Below are 17,301 nucleotides of genomic sequence, written 5' to 3'. Positions count from 1 at the left end.
AAATTTTTATTCACTTCATTGACACAAAAAACTGCTTATGTTATAATAACAAAATGCGTTAATATGGGTATAACTTCCTTTCAACTTAGACTATTCTAATAAAAGCTGCAATATGCGAAGGCTTTCAAGAATAGATTGTATTTTTAAGGAAATAATAATAAAGATAAGGAAATTTTTTAAGAGGTGATATAGTTGGCACTACCTCATCCTGTGCAATATGGCAAAGTTCAAAGAATGAGTTATGGTAAGGTTAAGGAAGTTCTGGATTTGCCATATCTTTTGGAAATCCAGAAAAAATCATTTCAATGGTTTTTAGATGAAGGACTGAGAGAGGTCTTAAGAGAGATATCTCCAATTAAAGATTACAGTGAGACCTTGCTTTTGGAGTTTGTAGACTATTATTTTGATGGGCCACCTAAATATTCAGAACAAGAATGCAAGGAAAGAGATGCCACATATGCAAGACCTCTAAAAGTAAAGGTAAGACTCATAAACAAAGAAACAGGTGAGATAAAGGAACAGGACATCTATATGGGCGAATTTCCAATTATGACTGAAACCGGAACATTTATTATCAACGGAGCAGAAAGGGTTATTGTAAGCCAGCTCATCCGTTCGCCGGGATGTTATTTTGCATCTTCTATTGATAAACAGGGCAGAAAGATATTTTCAGGGACTCTTATTCCAAACAGGGGTGCATGGCTTGAATTTGAAACTGATGCGAGTGAACTTTTGTCTGTTAGACTTGACAGGACAAGAAAAGTTTCTCTCACAACCCTTTTGAAGGCTTTTGGGCTTTACAATCAGCAGCTAATATTTGAGAAGTTTGGTGAGGATGAAAGACTGAAAGCTTCTCTTGAGAAAGAAGCTAATAAAGGTGAGCTTGGCAATCCAGTTGAGAATGCTCTTTTAGAGGTATATAGAAGACTTAGACCAGGAGAGCCACCAAATGTTGAAAATGCTCGAAATCTTCTTTACAATATGTTCTTTGACCCAAGAAGGTATGATTTAGCAAAAGTAGGGAGATATAAATTCAATAAAAAATTATCGCTCTGGAAACGAATTTTCAATAAAAGATCTGCTCAGGATGTAGTTGACCCCAGGACTGAAGAAATATTAATAAAAGAAGGAGAGTTGATTACAAGAGAGATTGCTACTCAAATTCAGGATGCTGGTATTAACGAAGTATGGGTATATGCAGATGAAGAAAGACCATTTAAGGTTGTAGGGAACAACACCGTAAAACTTGATAGATATGTAGAATTTGATGTCTCTGACCTTAACATAAAAGAACTTGTTTATAAACCTGTTTTGGATGATATTCTTAATACTACAAATGATGTTCTTGAGATTAAAAGACTTATAAAAGAAAGAGAGAGAGAGCTTGTTCCATATTGCCTTACAATAGATGATATATTTGCAGCAACAAGCTATTTCTTGGGTCTCAAATATGGCATAGGTACAACTGATGATATTGACCATTTGGGCAACAGAAGGGTAAGAGCGGTAGGAGAACTTTTGCAAAACCAGTTCAGAATTGGTCTTGCACGAATGGAAAGAGTTATTCGTGAGAGAATGAACATACATGATATTGACACTGTAACTCCTCAGACGCTTATAAACATAAGACCTGTTACAGCAGCAATTAAGGAATTTTTTGGTTCAAGCCCACTATCCCAATTTATGGACCAGGTAAATCCACTTGCAGCACTTACAAACAAAAGAAGGCTTTCTGCTTTGGGACCAGGTGGACTTTCCAGAGACAGAGCTGGGTTTGAAGTAAGAGACGTACATCATTCTCATTATGGAAGGATGTGCCCTATCGAAACCCCTGAAGGCCCAAACATAGGTCTTATTACCTCTTTGGCAACATATGCGAGGGTCAACGAGTACGGATTTTTAGAGACACCTTACAGAAAGGTGGACAAGAAAGAAGCAAGGGTGACAAATGAGGTTGTATATCTTACCGCTGATGAGGAAGATACTTACAAGATTGCTCAAGCAACAGAACCTGTTGACGAAGAAGGAAGATTTATAAATCAGAGGGTCACTGTTAGATTTGGTGAAGAAATTATAGAGGTTGACAAGCATGAGGTTGATCTTATAGATATATCACCTAAACAGATTGTATCAGTTTCAACATCACTAATTCCGTTTTTAGAAAATGACGACGCAAACAGGGCACTTATGGGTTCTAACATGCAACGCCAGGCGGTGCCGCTTTTGATGACAGAGTCTCCAATAATTGGAACAGGCGTTGAATTCAGGGCTGCGGTTGATTCTGGTGTATGTATTCTTGCAAAGAAAGATGGTGTGGTTGAAAAGGTATCTGCTGATGAGATTGTTATCAGAAATAATGATGGAACAAAAGATGTGTATCATCTTTTGAAGTTTAAAAGAACAAACCAGGGGACATGTTTCAACCAAAGACCAATTGTAAGAAAAGGACAAGAGGTTAAAGCTGGAGAAGTTATTGCGGATGGACCTTCCACAGACCATGGTGAACTTGCACTTGGCAAAAACGTCCTTGTTGCTTTCATGCCATGGGAAGGATACAACTACGAGGACGCTATATTGATTTCAGAAAGGCTTGTAAAAGAAGATGTTTATACCTCTATTCATATAGAAGAATATGAGTGTGAGGCGAGAGATACAAAACTTGGACCTGAGGAGATAACAAGAGATATTCCTAATGTTGGCGAAGATGCAATCAAAGATCTGGATGAAAGAGGCATTATAAGAATTGGTGCAGAAGTAAAGAGCGGTGATATTCTTGTTGGTAAGGTTACTCCAAAGGGTGAGACAGAACTTACAGCTGAGGAAAGACTTTTGAGAGCTATATTTGGTGAAAAGGCAAGAGAGACAAGAGATACTTCATTGAGAGTACCACATGGCGAAGGTGGAATAGTTGTAGATGTAAAGGTATTTTCGCGCGACAAAGGAGACGAACTCCCACCTGGCGTAAACCAGCTTGTAAGAGTGTATGTTGCTCAGAAAAGAAAAATATCAGTTGGTGACAAGATGGCAGGCCGCCATGGCAACAAAGGTGTTATATCAAGGATCCTTCCAGTTGAGGATATGCCATTTTTACCTGACGGTACACCTGTTGACATAGTTTTAAATCCTCTTGGTGTACCATCGCGTATGAACATTGGCCAGATTTTGGAAACGCACCTTGGATATGCAGCTAAAGCGCTTGGATGGAAGGTTGCAACTCCTGTTTTTGATGGTGCTAAAGAGGAAGATATCGAAGAGGCATTAAAGCTTGCAGGATTAAATCCTACAGGTAAGACAATCCTGTATGATGGTAGAACAGGTGAACCATTTGACAATGAAGTAACTGTTGGGTATATGTATATGCTAAAACTTGTGCACCTTGTCGACGATAAGATTCACGCACGTTCGACTGGGCCGTATTCACTTGTTACTCAGCAGCCACTTGGCGGTAAAGCTCAGTTTGGCGGTCAGAGATTTGGCGAGATGGAGGTTTGGGCACTTGAAGCATACGGTGCTGCATATACTCTACAAGAGCTTTTGACTGTAAAATCTGATGATGTAACAGGAAGAGTCAAGACATATGAAGCGATAGTAAAAGGAGAAAATATTCCAGAACCAGGAATACCAGAGTCTTTCAAAGTGCTTGTCAAAGAGCTTCAGAGCTTGTGTTTGGATGTGAAGCTTTTGTCTGAGAATAACGAAGAGATTGAGCTAAAAGAGTCTGTTGATGAAGATGAGCAGCCACAAGGACTTAGTGCTTTTGAAATAGGTGGCGATGAAATAGAGGAAGACAAAGATGTTCAAGAGGATAAGGAGAAGTTTTATGAGGATTTGATGAATGCGACACAAGAAGATGATCAGGGCGAGATAGATGATATAGATGAGTAAAACCTCGAAAAGGTGGGTGTTAAGACTGATGGATTTGTTCAATTTCGATGCTATCAAAATTAGTCTTGCTTCTCCTGAAAAGATAAGAGAATGGTCGCGTGGGGAGGTAAAAAAACCCGAGACTATAAACTATAGAACACTCAAGCCCGAGAAGGATGGGCTTTTCTGTGAAAAGATTTTTGGACCAACAAAAGACTGGGAATGCCACTGTGGAAAGTATAAAAAAGTTAAATATAAAGGTGTTGTATGTGACAAATGTGGTGTTGAGGTAACAAAGGCAAAGGTAAGACGTGAGAGGATGGGGCATATTGAGCTTGCTGCCCCTGTCTCTCACATCTGGTATTTTAAAGGTGTTCCAAGCAGAATGGGACTCATTTTAGACATGACACCACGAAATTTAGAAAAGGTTTTGTACTTTGCTGCATATGTAGTAATTGATCCAGGTGACGTGCCAAATTTAGAAAAGAAACAAATTCTTTCGGAAAAAGAATACAGAGAGCTAAAAGAGAAGTATGGCGATAGGTTCAAGGCAGGAATGGGAGCTGAGGCGATAAAAGAGCTTTTGAAGGAAATTGACCTTGATAAACTATCGCAGGAGCTCAGGCAAGAACTTGAGACTGCAACAGGCCAGAAAAAATTAAAGATAATCAAAAGACTTGAGGTTGTTGAAGCTTTTAGAAAGTCTGGCAACCGTCCTGAATGGATGATACTTGACGTTATACCTGTTATTCCACCTGAACTCAGACCAATGGTTCAGCTTGACGGTGGAAGGTTTGCAACATCTGACCTAAATGACCTTTATAGAAGAGTAATAAACAGAAACAATAGGCTCAAAAAACTAATGGACTTAGGTGCACCCGATATAATTATCAGGAACGAAAAGAGAATGCTTCAAGAAGCTGTTGATGCTCTTATAGACAATGGAAGAAGAGGAAGACCGGTAACAGGTCCTGGCAACAGACCGCTAAAATCACTTTCTGATATGCTCAAAGGAAAGCAGGGGAGATTCAGACAGAACCTTTTGGGAAAAAGAGTTGACTATTCAGGGCGTTCTGTTATAGTTGTAGGACCTGAGCTCAAGATTTACCAGTGCGGTCTTCCAAAAGAGATGGCTTTAGAACTTTTCAAACCATTTGTTATGAAAAAGCTGGTTGAAAAAGGAATCTGTAACAACATAAAAAATGCAAAAAAAGCTGTCGAGAGACAGAGAAGCGAGGTTTGGGATATTTTAGAAGAGGTAATAAAAGACCATCCAGTACTTCTAAACAGAGCACCTACTTTACACAGGCTTGGTATTCAGGCGTTTGAACCAGTGCTTGTTGAAGGAAGAGCTATAAGACTTCACCCGCTTGTTTGTACAGCGTACAATGCTGACTTTGACGGTGACCAAATGGCGGTACACGTTCCACTTTCAGCCGAAGCTCAGGCTGAAGCAAGGTTTTTGATGCTTTCTGCAAATAACTTATTAAAACCAGCAGATGGCAAACCAATTGTGGTTCCAACCCAGGATATGGTTTTGGGAATTTACTACCTCACTCTTGAAAAGAAAGGCGATAAGGGCGAGGGAATGATATTCTCCTCAGAAGAAGAAGCGCTTTTAGCGTATGAACACAAGGTTGTTGGTCTCCATGCAAGGATAAAAGTTAAGAGGATAGCAGAAGTAGAAGGGGAAATTATCTCTGGACTAGTTGAGACAACGGTTGGCAAAATAATACTAAATCAAGTAATACCACAAGATCTTGGGTTTGTTGACAGAAGCAAAAGAGAAAATCTTTTGAGGTATGAAATTGATACACTTGTAGATAAAAAGATGTTAGGAAAAATTATTGATAGATGTATAAAAGTTTATGGAAATACTCGAACGGCAGAGATACTGGATGAGATAAAAGAACTTGGATTTAGATTTTCAACAAGAGGGGCGATTACTATCTCAGTTTCAGATATGGTTATTCCAGAAGTTAAGCAGAAACTCATAGCAGAGGCTGAACAAAAGGTTGAGAACATTGAAAAACTATACAGACATGGCTTGATTTCTGACCAAGAAAGGTATGAGCAAGTAATTTCTATATGGAACGAAACAAAAGACAAGCTCACAGAAGAGCTTATTCAGAATCTTGATGAATTTAATCCAATATTTATGATGGCTAATTCTGGTGCAAGAGGCTCAAAAAATCAGATATCACAACTTGCTGGTATGAGAGGACTGATGGCAAACCCATCTGGAAAAACAATTGAGATGCCGATTAAGTCAAACTTTAGAGAGGGGCTCAATGTTATAGAATTTTTTATATCCACACATGGTGCACGAAAAGGGCTTGCTGACACAGCGCTCAGAACTGCAGATTCAGGATATCTTACGAGAAGACTTGTAGATGTTGCACAGGACATAATTGTAAGGGAAGAGGATTGTGGAACAGAAAAAGGTATATGGGTTGAAGAGATAAGAGATGGCACAGAGGTAATTGAAACACTTGAAGAAAGGATTATAGGAAGGTATGCAGCTGATGATATAAAAAATGAAATGACAGGCGAGATAATTGTAAAGAAAAACGAGCTAATTACTGAAGAGGCAGCAAAAAAGATAGTAGATGCTGGAATCAAAAGGGTATATGTAAGGTCAGTTTTAGAGTGCAAAACAAGATATGGCGTTTGTACAAAATGTTATGGACTTGACCTTGGTACAGGTCAGCCGGTAAACGTAGGTGAAGCAGTGGGAATAATTGCTGCACAGGCTATAGGTGAGCCGGGTACTCAGCTTACAATGAGAACTTTCCACACAGGTGGTATTGCTGGACAAGACATCACACAAGGTCTTCCAAGGGTTGAGGAGTTGTTCGAGGCTAGAAAACCAAAGGGTGTTGCTGTGATTTCTGAAATAGAAGGGTATGTTTCAATAAAAGAAGATAAAAAGAGGACGATAACTGTTCGAAATGACAATGGTGAAGAGAGAACATATGAAATACCCTACGGTGCACGATTAAAAGTAAACGATGGTGACTACATTCGAGCAGGGGATGAGTTGACAGAAGGTTCAATAAATCCGCACGACCTTTTAAGAATAAAAGGACCAAGAGGTGTCCAGAGCTATCTTTTAGCTGAGGTGCAGAAAGTTTACAAGATGCAGGGTGTTGATATAAACGACAAGCATATAGAGATAATAATCAGACAGATGATGAAAAAGGTCAAAATAGAAGACCCAGGCGATACTGAGCTTTTGCCAGGCGACATTGTTGAAATACACAGGTTTGAAGAAGAAAACGACAAGGCAATAGCAGAAGGGAAACGTCCTGCACTTGGAAGAAGGGTACTTCTTGGTATAACAAAAGCAGCGCTTTCGACTGAGTCATTCTTGTCTGCTGCGTCATTTCAGGAGACCACAAGGGTATTGACAGATGCAGCAATAAAAGGAAAAGTTGATCCACTAATTGGGCTCAAAGAGAATGTCATCATTGGTAAACTTATTCCTGCAGGAACTGGAATGGCAAAGTATAGAAACATTGTGATTGAAGAAAATCAGTAGTAGTATTGGTTGCGGGTATGCCTCAAAGAAAAGGTATGCCCGCTCCAAAATTAAAATTTTTTGAAGTTGCAATAAAACAAAAGATGTGCTTTTAAACTTTCTTGACATTAAATAATTTGAGTGTTATTATATTTGAGTGTAATTTTACACCTTCCATGTAAAAGAGGGAGGAAGTGAATTTGTCATCATCAGAAATTGAGGCTTTAAAAACTTCACAGAAGACAGTTGGTGCGCGCCAGACTGCCCAAGCTATCCAAAAAGGCAAAGCGAAGGTTGTTTTTGTCGCAAAGGACAGTGATGAGTGGGTAGTGAGGGATATCATAGATATGTGCAAGCAAAAAGGGATTAAGCTTGTATTTGTGGATTCAAAAAAGGAACTTGGAAGAATTTGTGGTATAAGTGTGGCGGCATCGTCCGCCGCGATAATTGAATAAGATTTTTTCAAGGAGGTGCAAGAATGCCAACAATAAACCAGCTTGTTAGATACGGCAGAGAGAAAAAAGTTGAAAAGTCAAAGGCACCAGCACTTCAAAAGGGGTTTAACTCTTTGAAAAAGAAGTATTATGATATCAGCTGTCCTCAGAGAAGAGGAGTTTGCACAGTTGTCAAAACTGTTACTCCTAAAAAGCCAAACTCAGCTTTAAGAAAAGTTGCAAGGGTAAGACTTACAAATGGTATTGAAGTGACAGCATACATTCCTGGTATTGGTCACAACTTACAGGAACACTCAGTTGTTCTGGTAAGAGGCGGAAGAGTCAAGGACTTGCCAGGTGTCAGATACCATATTGTAAGAGGTACTTTGGATTGTGCTGGTGTTGCTAACAGAAGACAGGGCCGTTCTAAGTACGGTGCAAAAAGGCCAAAACAACAAGCAGCAGGCGCTGCAAAGAAATAAAATTTTCAAAAAAGTGTATGGGAAAGATAGGCATGAATATTTACAGTTTTATAGAAGGAGGGGAATAGCTTGCCAAGAAAAGGACCGGTTAAAAAGAGAGAAATATTGCCAGACCCAGTATATAATGACAAAGTTGTTGCAAAGCTTATAAACAAAGTTATGTATGATGGCAAAAAATCAATTGCACAGAAGATTGTATATGGTGCATTTGATATTATAAGAGAGAAAACAGGTAAAGATCCGCTGGAAGTACTTGAGGCAGCTCTTAATAATGTAATGCCTGTATTAGAAGTTCGTCCAAGAAGAGTTGGTGGTGCAACATACCAGGTTCCAATTGAAGTTGCACCTGATAGAAGGCTTTCTCTTGGAATTAGATGGCTTGTTGAGTATGCAAGAGAGAGAAAAGACAAAAGGACAATGAGAGAAAAACTTGCAGCAGAGATTATGGATGCAGCAAATAATACAGGCGGTGCAGTCAAAAAGAAAGAAGATACTCATAGAATGGCAGAAGCAAATAGAGCATTTGCACATTACAGATGGTAATACTATTTTGACAAGGAGGACAGAAGAAATTGCCCAGGCAGTTTCCACTTGAAAAAACAAGAAATATAGGTATTATGGCTCATATAGATGCGGGGAAGACTACAACAACAGAAAGAATTCTTTTTTACACAGGTAAGGTCCACAAGATGGGTGAAGTCCACGAAGGGACTGCTACTATGGACTGGATGGAACAGGAACAGGAAAGAGGTATTACAATCACCTCTGCTGCCACAACATGTGAATGGAAAGGTCACAGGATAAACATCATTGACACACCAGGACATGTGGACTTCACAGTTGAGGTAGAAAGGTCCCTGCGCGTGCTTGACGGTGCAATTGCTGTATTTTGTGCAAAAGGCGGTGTTGAGCCACAGTCAGAGACTGTTTGGAGACAGGCTGACAAATACCGTGTGCCAAGGATAGCTTATGTAAATAAGATGGATATAATGGGTGCGAACTTTTTCAATGTCATTGATATGATGAAAGAAAGACTTGGTGCAAATCCGGTTGCAATACAGGTTCCAATTGGGAAAGAGGATACTTTTAGAGGGATTGTAGACCTTCTGACAATGAAGGCTATAATTTATGTTGATGATCTTGGAAAAGTATCTCAAGAGACTGAGATTCCAGAGGATGTAAAAGATATTGCGGAAGAGTATAGAATTAAACTTTTAGAGGCTGTTGCTGAGACTGATGAAGAGATTATGATGAAATATTTAGAGGGTGAAGAGATTACAGTTGAAGAGCTCAAGGCTGCAATAAGAAAGGCTACAATCAACATGCAAATGACACCTGTATTATGTGGTTCATCATATAGAAATAAAGGTGTTCAACCACTTTTAGATGCAGTTGTTGATTATCTGCCATCACCTGTTGACATTGCTGCAGTAAAAGGATTTTCACCTGATACTGGTGAAGAAATTGAAAGAAAAACAAGTGAAGATGAGCCGTTTTGTGCACTGGCATTTAAGATTATGTCTGACCCATATGTTGGTAAACTGACATTTTTAAGAGTTTACTCAGGTGTTCTTCATGCAGGTTCATATGTTTATAACTCAACAAAGAACAAGAAAGAAAGAGTAGGAAGACTGTTGCACATGCATGCAAACCATCGAGAAGATGTTGATGCTGTATATGCCGGTGATATTTGTGCAGCAATTGGTCTTTCTAATACAACAACAGGTGACACCCTCTGTGATGAAAATCATCCAATTGTATTAGAGTCTATGGAGTTCCCAGAACCTGTTATACAAGTTGCTATTGAACCAAAGACAAAAGCTGACCAAGAAAAGATGGGTATTGCACTGCAAAGACTTGCTGAAGAAGACCCGACATTCAAGGTATCTACAAACCATGAAACAGGGCAAACACTTATTGCAGGTATGGGAGAGTTGCATTTAGAGATTATTGTTGACAGAATGAGAAGAGAATTTAAAGTAGAAGTTAATGTAGGTAAACCTCAGGTAGCTTACAAAGAGACAATCAAGAAATCTGTCAAGGTTGAAGGAAAATATATCAGACAGTCTGGTGGTAGAGGTCAATACGGTCACGTTTGGCTTGAACTTGAACCGCTTGAAAGAGGTGCAGGGTATGAGTTTGTGAACAAGATAGTTGGTGGTGTGATTCCAAAAGAATTCATACCATCTGTTGATGCAGGTGTTCAGGAAGCAATGCAGTCAGGTGTGTTGGCAGGATATCCTGTAGTGGACGTAAGAGTTACATTGTTTGATGGTTCATACCACGAAGTCGACTCAAGCGACATGGCGTTCAGAATTGCAGCAGCTCAAGCCTTCAGAGAAGGTATGAAAAAAGCAGACCCAGTACTCTTAGAGCCTATTATGAAGGTCGAGGTTGTTGTTCCTGAAGAGTACATGGGAGATGTCATGGGTGATATAAACTCCAGACGTGGAAGAATTGAGGGAATGGAACTTAGAGGAAATGCGCAGGTTATTCGTGCATATGTTCCGCTTGCTGAGATGTTTGGTTATGCAACAGACTTGAGGTCAAAGACACAGGGTCGAGGAACATACACCATGCAGTTTGACCACTATGAAGAAGTTCCAAAGAATATTGCTGATAAGATTCTTGAAATGAAGAATAAATAAGTGTTAAAATAGTCTTAAACTGCGGTTGCAATTTTAAAAATTCACATAAATAAAATATTATTGTGAAGGAGGATAAAATCAGGATGGCAAAGGCTAAATTTGAAAGAACAAAACCACACGTAAACATAGGTACAATTGGACACGTTGACCATGGAAAAACAACATTGACAGCTGCAATCACAAAGGTTTTAGCTCTCAAAGGTAAAGCGCAGTTTATGGCTTATGACCAGATTGACAAGGCTCCAGAGGAAAGAGAAAGAGGTATTACAATCAACACAGCACACGTTGAATATGAAACAGATGCAAGGCACTATGCACACGTTGACTGTCCAGGTCACGCTGACTATGTCAAGAACATGATAACAGGTGCTGCGCAGATGGACGGTGCAATCTTGGTTGTATCTGCAGCAGACGGTCCAATGCCACAGACAAGAGAGCACATTTTGCTTGCTCGACAGGTTAACGTTCCATACATCGTTGTATTCCTCAACAAAGTTGACATGGTAGACGATCCAGAATTGATTGAGTTGGTTGAAATGGAAGTAAGAGAGCTTCTATCTAAGTATGGCTATCCTGGGGATGAAGTACCAATAGTAAAAGGTTCAGCGTTGAAGGCTTTAGAGTCAACGTCACAGGATCCAAATGCTCCAGAGTATCAGTGTATCTTAGAACTTATGGATGCTGTTGACAAATACATCCCAACACCACAAAGAGATATTGACAAACCATTCTTGATGCCAATTGAAGACGTGTTCTCAATCACAGGTAGAGGTACTGTTGTAACAGGTAGAGTTGAAAGAGGAACACTTAAGACTGGCGAAGAGGTTGAAATTGTAGGTTTTGCTCCAGAGCCAAGAAAGACAGTTGTAACAGGTATTGAAATGTTTAGAAAGGTACTTGACGAGGCTGTTGCTGGTGACAATGTAGGATGTCTTCTCAGAGGTATTCAGAAGAATGAGGTTGAAAGAGGTCAGGTTCTTGCAAAGCCAGGCACAATTAAACCTCATACAAAGTTCAAAGCACAGGTTTACGTCTTGACAAAAGAAGAGGGTGGAAGACATACGCCGTTCTTCAATGGGTACAGACCACAGTTCTATTTCAGAACAACTGACGTTACAGGAACGATTACACTGCCAGAGGGTGTAGAGATGTGCATGCCTGGTGACAATGTCGAAATGACAGTTGAGCTTATTTCTCCAATTGCTATTGAGTCAGGACTCAGATTTGCTATCCGTGAAGGCGGAAGAACTGTTGGTGCAGGTTCTGTTACAACAATAATTGAATAATCAGAAAGGCCCAAGCCTAAGGTAAGAAAAGCTTTGGAAGCTTTTTAAACTTAGGTTTGGGCTTTTTTTGGCTAAAGAGAATATATTGTGAAAACTATTGTATTTCAGGGGAGGTGTTTTTGATAGATTCTATGCCAAGAATAAGAGAGTATTATTACAGTGTGATTCAAAAACTAAAGTCCCATCAGACAGAAGAATATATGATTGATGAGTTTATTTACAACTCTTTGAAGGAGTTTTCATTAAATCTCAATAAGGAAGTAGCAATTGTATTGAACAGAAAAGGAAGAATTGAAGAAGTCCTAATAGAAAAAAAGGAATTTGACGAATTGGAAAACCAGGATTCTTTCCCTAAAAAGGCAGCGTTAATCTTTACAAAATTATCTTCTTTATCGCATCCATCAATGTTTGAACTTTCTACACTTATATTGAAAAAATATGACTATGTTATGACAGTCTCTCTCAAAACTGAAGAAGCTACATTAGCTTTTTGGGGAAGGTTTCTTAAAGAGGTGGAAACGATCGGACCGTACAGAATAGAATATTTTTACAGTCTTGATATATCATCTAAGATCACAGAACTGGATGAAAAACAGAAGGAAAGAGAAAAAACTCATGAGGTTATGGCAGAAAAAGAAGAAAGGGCTTTACTAGTTGATGTGTGGCCAAAAAGTTTATCTGATCTTGACAGGCATCTTTTAGAAGAGCTTGAGAGTCTGTGCAATACAGCAGGAGTTAAAGTTGTTGACACGATAGTACAAGTAAGAAGGAGCATAGACCCTGCATATTTTATAGGAAGAGGTAAAGCTGAAGAGATACTTTCAATCTGTCAGCAAAAAGACATTGACGTTGTTATATTCAATAGAGAGCTTTCACCTGCTCAGATAAAAAACTTGGAAGAGCTGCTTTTGAGAAAAGTAATAGATAGAACTGATGTTATACTTGACATATTTGCAAAACGTGCAAGGACAAAAGAAGGAAAACTTCAGGTAGAACTTGCACAGCTTTTGACACTGCTTCCGCGCCTGCGTGGAACAGGAGTGCTACTTTCAAGACTTGGTGGTGGAATAGGAACAAGGGGACCAGGTGAGACCAAACTTGAAATTGACAGGAGACATATCCAGCGTAGGATCGAAGAAATAAAAAAAGAACTTGAAAAGGTGAAAAAAAACAGAGAAGTACAAAGAAAAAGCAGAATAGAAAATCAGATGCCGGTGGTATCAATCATTGGTTACACAAATGCGGGTAAGTCTACTCTCATGAACAAACTCTCAAAAGCAAATGTTTTAGTAGAAGATAAACTATTTGCGACACTTGATACTACAACAAGAAGAGTATATCACAAGGGAAAAGAATTTTTGCTCACTGATACTGTTGGATTTATAAGAAATTTGCCACATCATCTTATTGAGGCATTTTCCTCAACATTAGAAGAAGTCAAGTATTCAAGCCTTATATTGAACGTAGTAGATATATCCGACCCATATTTTTATGACCACATAAAAGTTTCTGAGGATTTGCTAAAACAGCTTGGAGCAGAAAATATCCCTGTTATAAGGGTTTATAATAAGATAGATAAAGTAGACCTTTCAAATGTAGATGTGTTTGATAATCTTCCACATGTTTTTATTTCTGCTCAAGAGGGCAGAGGAATTAGCACTTTACTTGATATGATTGTTGAGAGGATATAATTATATGAAATTTGTTGAATATGATGAATAAAGAGGGTATTATTAAAGTAGGGGGAAATTTTCATTAAAATAAAAGAAAGGGGTTGTCCGCATTGCTAATCCGTAATTGTGCTGGTGGAGTTGTGTTCTACCAGGGAAAAATCTTTATCATGAAAAACGAAAAGGGCGAATGGGTGTTTCCAAAAGGTGTTATTCGAAACGGTGAGATTGCGCCCGAAGTTGCAGTAAGAAGAGTGAAAGAAGAAGTTGGGATTGATGCTTCAATTCTCTCAACGGCAGGTCAAACAAGTTATGAGTTCTATTCTGTTACACGTCAGAGACCAGTTTGTAATAAGATTATATGGTATATCATGGAAGCAAGATCTCCAGAATTTTTGAAAGAAAACAAGGAAGAGAATGTTTTTGATGCTGGATATTTTGACATTGAAGAAGCTATCCAGAAGATTACTTACAGCCAAGACAAGGCTTTAGCATCTTGTGCGTATGAACAGTACAAACAACTTGTGAATATTTAAATCACAATTTATAATATATATGGTGAAAAAATTTGATGGGCTGTCATAGATTTTAACATAAAATGACAGCCCTTTTTGATGTAGAAATAGTTATTTGATTAATCACGGCAAAGGGGCTTAAAACGAAAAATGGGATTTAAAACGGTTGCTCAAAATGTCCGAGTAGAATTTATTGAAAAAAAATCAAAATTTATTGCATCAGTTTTCAAGGTAGAAAATCAACGTGAGGTTAATATCTTCCTTGAGCAAGTCAGGAAAGAGTTTTATGATGCAACACACAACGTGTATGCATATACGTACGGTATTGAATATCCTGTACAAAAATATTCAGATGACGGTGAACCACAGGGAACAGCAGGACTCCCTGTCATGGAGGTAATAAGAAAGAGCAATGTTTCAAATGTTCTTATAATAGTAACCCGCTATTTTGGTGGAATTTTGCTGGGTGCCTCAGGACTTGTTAGGGCATATACACAAGCAGCCACTCTCGGACTTGAGAAAGCAGGTATTTTGGAGTATCATGAGTGTGAAGAGATTTTGCTGAGCATAGAATATTCTGACTTTGATAAGATTAGATGGCTTATTTCAAGATATAATGCAATAATAGAAAAAATTGAATATTCTCAAATTGTAGACTTGTTTTTAGCAATCAAAAAAGAAGAGGTAGATGAGTTTATAAAGAAGGTTTCAGATATTACTTCCGGTAACTTCTTGGCTGATAGGAAAGGAACAGTTTTGAGAGTAATTTAAGAAAAGGATGTGTGTGAAGTGTACAAGAAAGACAATGTATATAAACAACTTTTTATAAATCCTCTTTATTTTGTGCAGAACATTTCACTTCTTAATAATTTTGTAGCAGGAATAGTAGTTTTCTTGATATATATTACACTTTTTACAATATATGTTTATATTCAGATAAGAAAGGGATATGAAATAATGCCAGGGGAAGCAGGTCTTGTATTTTTCACAGATAGAATAAAGTCTGATTTAGAAAATTTAAGACTGGCAAGGCTAATCATTACACTTTTTTCAAACCAAGTTTTTAAGCTTTTTATTCTGGTAGCTATAGTCTTTTTAGCAGCTTCCGTTGCTACAGCAAAAAGAGCTAATGTTTCACAAGTTATAACCACATTAACAGTATCGTATCTTCTTCCGTCATATACATTTTTGATGGGTATTGTTTTATGGTTTTTACCAATTGGTTATGCAGTTTTTAAACTCTCAGAGATGTTTTTCTTAATATCTGTTTATGAAGCACTTTCAAAAGGTTTTGGAATACCAAAGCCGAAGGCTTTGGTAATAGTATGTATAATTGTACTCTTTTTTGGTTTGTTTTATATATATTTTCCTTCATTTTTCCTTACGCCTTTTTTGATATAAAAAGATAAAGTAACTAAGTAAAGAGTATCCCGATAGGAATAGAATAATAAAAACTTGCATTGAGGTTATGTTCAGGAAAATAAGTATGGTGAATATAAGTAGGCATACAACTGCAAATTGAAATATGAGAAAGATTATTCGTTTTTCAATAATAAATTCAAACTCAAGGTTTGATATCTTTTCAATCATTATAATGCATGAAATAAGCGCGAATATATTTGAAATCCAAATATAAGAGATTTCACTTTTAAAAAGTAATATTGTTGGGATATAGGCTATCAATCTTGCTGCTGTTAGTACTGTATTTAAGATAAAATTAAAATTGGCTTTATCAAGTGCGTTAAGTAAACTTGAAAGTACAACAGAAAGATAATAAAATACAATTGCAGGTGCAATGTGTTTAAGATATACTCCTGCTTGAGAGTTTTTATATAGTAAATTGCAAATCTGTGTGGGAAAAAGCAAAAATATACATGTTACTGGTAATGAAATAGCAATGGTAAGCAAGAGAAAAGAATTTATTCGAGAGTTTAGTGCTTTTGTATTAATCTTTGTTTCAGAGATGGTAGGAACTATTATTATAGATAAAGAATTTATTATCACAAGAGGTAGAGTTGCCGCTGGGAAGCTCATTCCATTAATTATTCCATAAATAGAAATTGCTTGGCTTTTTGTATTGCCAATGATTTCAAACGTTTTAGGAATTATCATGTTTTCAAACGATTGAAAAATCATTCCAACTACACTGGCTGTAGCAAGAGGAATGGATACTTTGAATACATTTGAAGAAATTTCGGCGATGTCAGATAAATTAATTAAAATCTGTGGATTTTTGTATTTAAATTTATATGATATCCAAAGAAAACTCAGGCTTGAAATTTCTCCAATAAGAATTCCTAAGAAAGATAGAAGAAGTTTTGTGTCAAGCGAAGATGATGTTGATACTGTTAAAAAAATAGGACATGTAATAGAAAGTCTGACGATATTTTCAAAAACCTCTGCTAAGGCAGGTGGAGTAGGGTTTTGAATTCCGTAAAAAAAGCCTTTTAAAATGGCTGACTGAGTGACAACCACGACACATGCAATAAGAGGGTATACCAAATGTTTAAGTTGTGGCGTTGTAAACACAAAGTCGCAAAAAAATGGATTTAATATCCAAAATAGTATAGCAATCATGATACTCCACAAAAAAAGTATCTTACTTAACACAAAGACAACTTTTTCTTTTAGCCCGACTGTATAGCAATTTTCAGCAATATATTTTGAAATTGCTGTCAAAATCCCACCGCTTGATATGCTGTAAAACAAGTAATAAAGTGTCATTCCAAATGTATAAAGTCCCATACCAACAGAACCAATCCTGCGTGATATGAACACTCTATAAAAGAAAAAAAGACTGTATGTTAAAACATTACAAAGTGTAAGTATTACAATTTGGTTTAGAATCTTCTTATTCATTTTTCTTTCATAACGAATTAATA

Annotated in this window: 12 protein-coding genes; 11 read left to right on the top strand and 1 reads right to left on the bottom strand. The window is 37.7% G+C overall.

The features are described 5' to 3' along the window. Positions 1 to 192 precede the first annotated feature (192 nt). The 11 genes from rpoB to CaldiYA01_RS08280 all read left to right on the top strand — a co-directional run bounded on the left by rpoB (position 193) and on the right by CaldiYA01_RS08280 (position 15,820). Positions 193 to 3,885 carry a DNA-directed RNA polymerase subunit beta gene (rpoB, locus tag CaldiYA01_RS08330; RefSeq protein WP_307729581.1) on the top strand — a complete coding sequence of 1,231 codons (3,693 nt, stop codon included), beginning with the start codon at positions 193 to 195 and terminating at the stop codon, positions 3,883 to 3,885. Positions 3,886 to 3,910: 25 nt separating this feature from the next. Then, positions 3,911 to 7,405 (top strand): DNA-directed RNA polymerase subunit beta', encoded by a 3,495-nt coding sequence (gene rpoC / locus CaldiYA01_RS08325; protein ID WP_307729602.1) that lies wholly within the window; start codon positions 3,911 to 3,913, stop codon positions 7,403 to 7,405. A 179-nt stretch (positions 7,406 to 7,584) separates the two neighbouring features. Beyond that, the gene (locus tag CaldiYA01_RS08320; RefSeq protein WP_207178689.1) at positions 7,585 to 7,839 is read left to right on the top strand and encodes a L7Ae/L30e/S12e/Gadd45 family ribosomal protein; all 255 of its coding nucleotides are present in this window, start codon (positions 7,585 to 7,587) and stop codon (positions 7,837 to 7,839) included. A gap of 23 nt (positions 7,840 to 7,862) precedes the next feature. After that, positions 7,863 to 8,300 (top strand): 30S ribosomal protein S12, encoded by a 438-nt coding sequence (gene rpsL / locus CaldiYA01_RS08315; protein WP_013290052.1) that lies wholly within the window; start codon positions 7,863 to 7,865, stop codon positions 8,298 to 8,300. 69 nt (positions 8,301 to 8,369) lie between these two features. Further along, complete coding sequence (gene rpsG / locus CaldiYA01_RS08310; protein ID WP_207178687.1) at positions 8,370 to 8,843, top strand: 30S ribosomal protein S7; 474 nt, start codon at positions 8,370 to 8,372, stop codon at positions 8,841 to 8,843. A 29-nt stretch (positions 8,844 to 8,872) separates the two neighbouring features. Beyond that, positions 8,873 to 10,948 (top strand): elongation factor G, encoded by a 2,076-nt coding sequence (gene fusA / locus CaldiYA01_RS08305; protein WP_207178684.1) that lies wholly within the window; start codon positions 8,873 to 8,875, stop codon positions 10,946 to 10,948. A gap of 83 nt (positions 10,949 to 11,031) precedes the next feature. Next, a complete protein-coding gene (tuf, locus tag CaldiYA01_RS08300) occupies positions 11,032 to 12,234 on the top strand; it encodes an elongation factor Tu (protein ID WP_013403741.1) in 1,203 nt (400 codons plus the stop codon). A gap of 161 nt (positions 12,235 to 12,395) precedes the next feature. Beyond that, on the top strand, positions 12,396 to 13,925 hold the full coding sequence (gene hflX, locus CaldiYA01_RS08295; RefSeq protein WP_207182804.1) for a GTPase HflX: 1,530 nt from the start codon (positions 12,396 to 12,398) through the stop codon (positions 13,923 to 13,925). A gap of 92 nt (positions 13,926 to 14,017) precedes the next feature. Continuing rightward, positions 14,018 to 14,440: an NUDIX hydrolase gene (locus CaldiYA01_RS08290; protein ID WP_207178682.1), complete on the top strand. Its 423-nt coding sequence runs from the start codon at positions 14,018 to 14,020 to the stop codon at positions 14,438 to 14,440. A gap of 129 nt (positions 14,441 to 14,569) precedes the next feature. Next, complete coding sequence (locus CaldiYA01_RS08285) at positions 14,570 to 15,190, top strand: YigZ family protein (RefSeq protein WP_207178678.1); 621 nt, start codon at positions 14,570 to 14,572, stop codon at positions 15,188 to 15,190. Positions 15,191 to 15,208: 18 nt separating this feature from the next. Continuing rightward, on the top strand, positions 15,209 to 15,820 hold the full coding sequence (locus CaldiYA01_RS08280) for a hypothetical protein (protein WP_207178672.1): 612 nt from the start codon (positions 15,209 to 15,211) through the stop codon (positions 15,818 to 15,820). On the opposite strand, the gene CaldiYA01_RS08275 is transcribed toward CaldiYA01_RS08280, so the two are convergent. Then, positions 15,791 to 17,278, bottom strand: coding sequence for an oligosaccharide flippase family protein (locus tag CaldiYA01_RS08275; protein ID WP_207182800.1), 1,488 nt, complete (start codon positions 17,276 to 17,278; stop codon positions 15,791 to 15,793). The two genes, CaldiYA01_RS08280 and CaldiYA01_RS08275, sit on opposite strands and share 30 nt — an antisense overlap. Positions 17,279 to 17,301: the final 23 nt, after the last annotated feature.

The organism is Caldicellulosiruptor diazotrophicus, from assembly GCF_017347585.1.
In the GTDB taxonomy this organism is placed as follows: Bacteria; Bacillota; Thermoanaerobacteria; order Caldicellulosiruptorales; family Caldicellulosiruptoraceae; genus Caldicellulosiruptor; species Caldicellulosiruptor diazotrophicus.
This window is presented reverse-complemented; position numbering and strand designations above follow the sequence as displayed.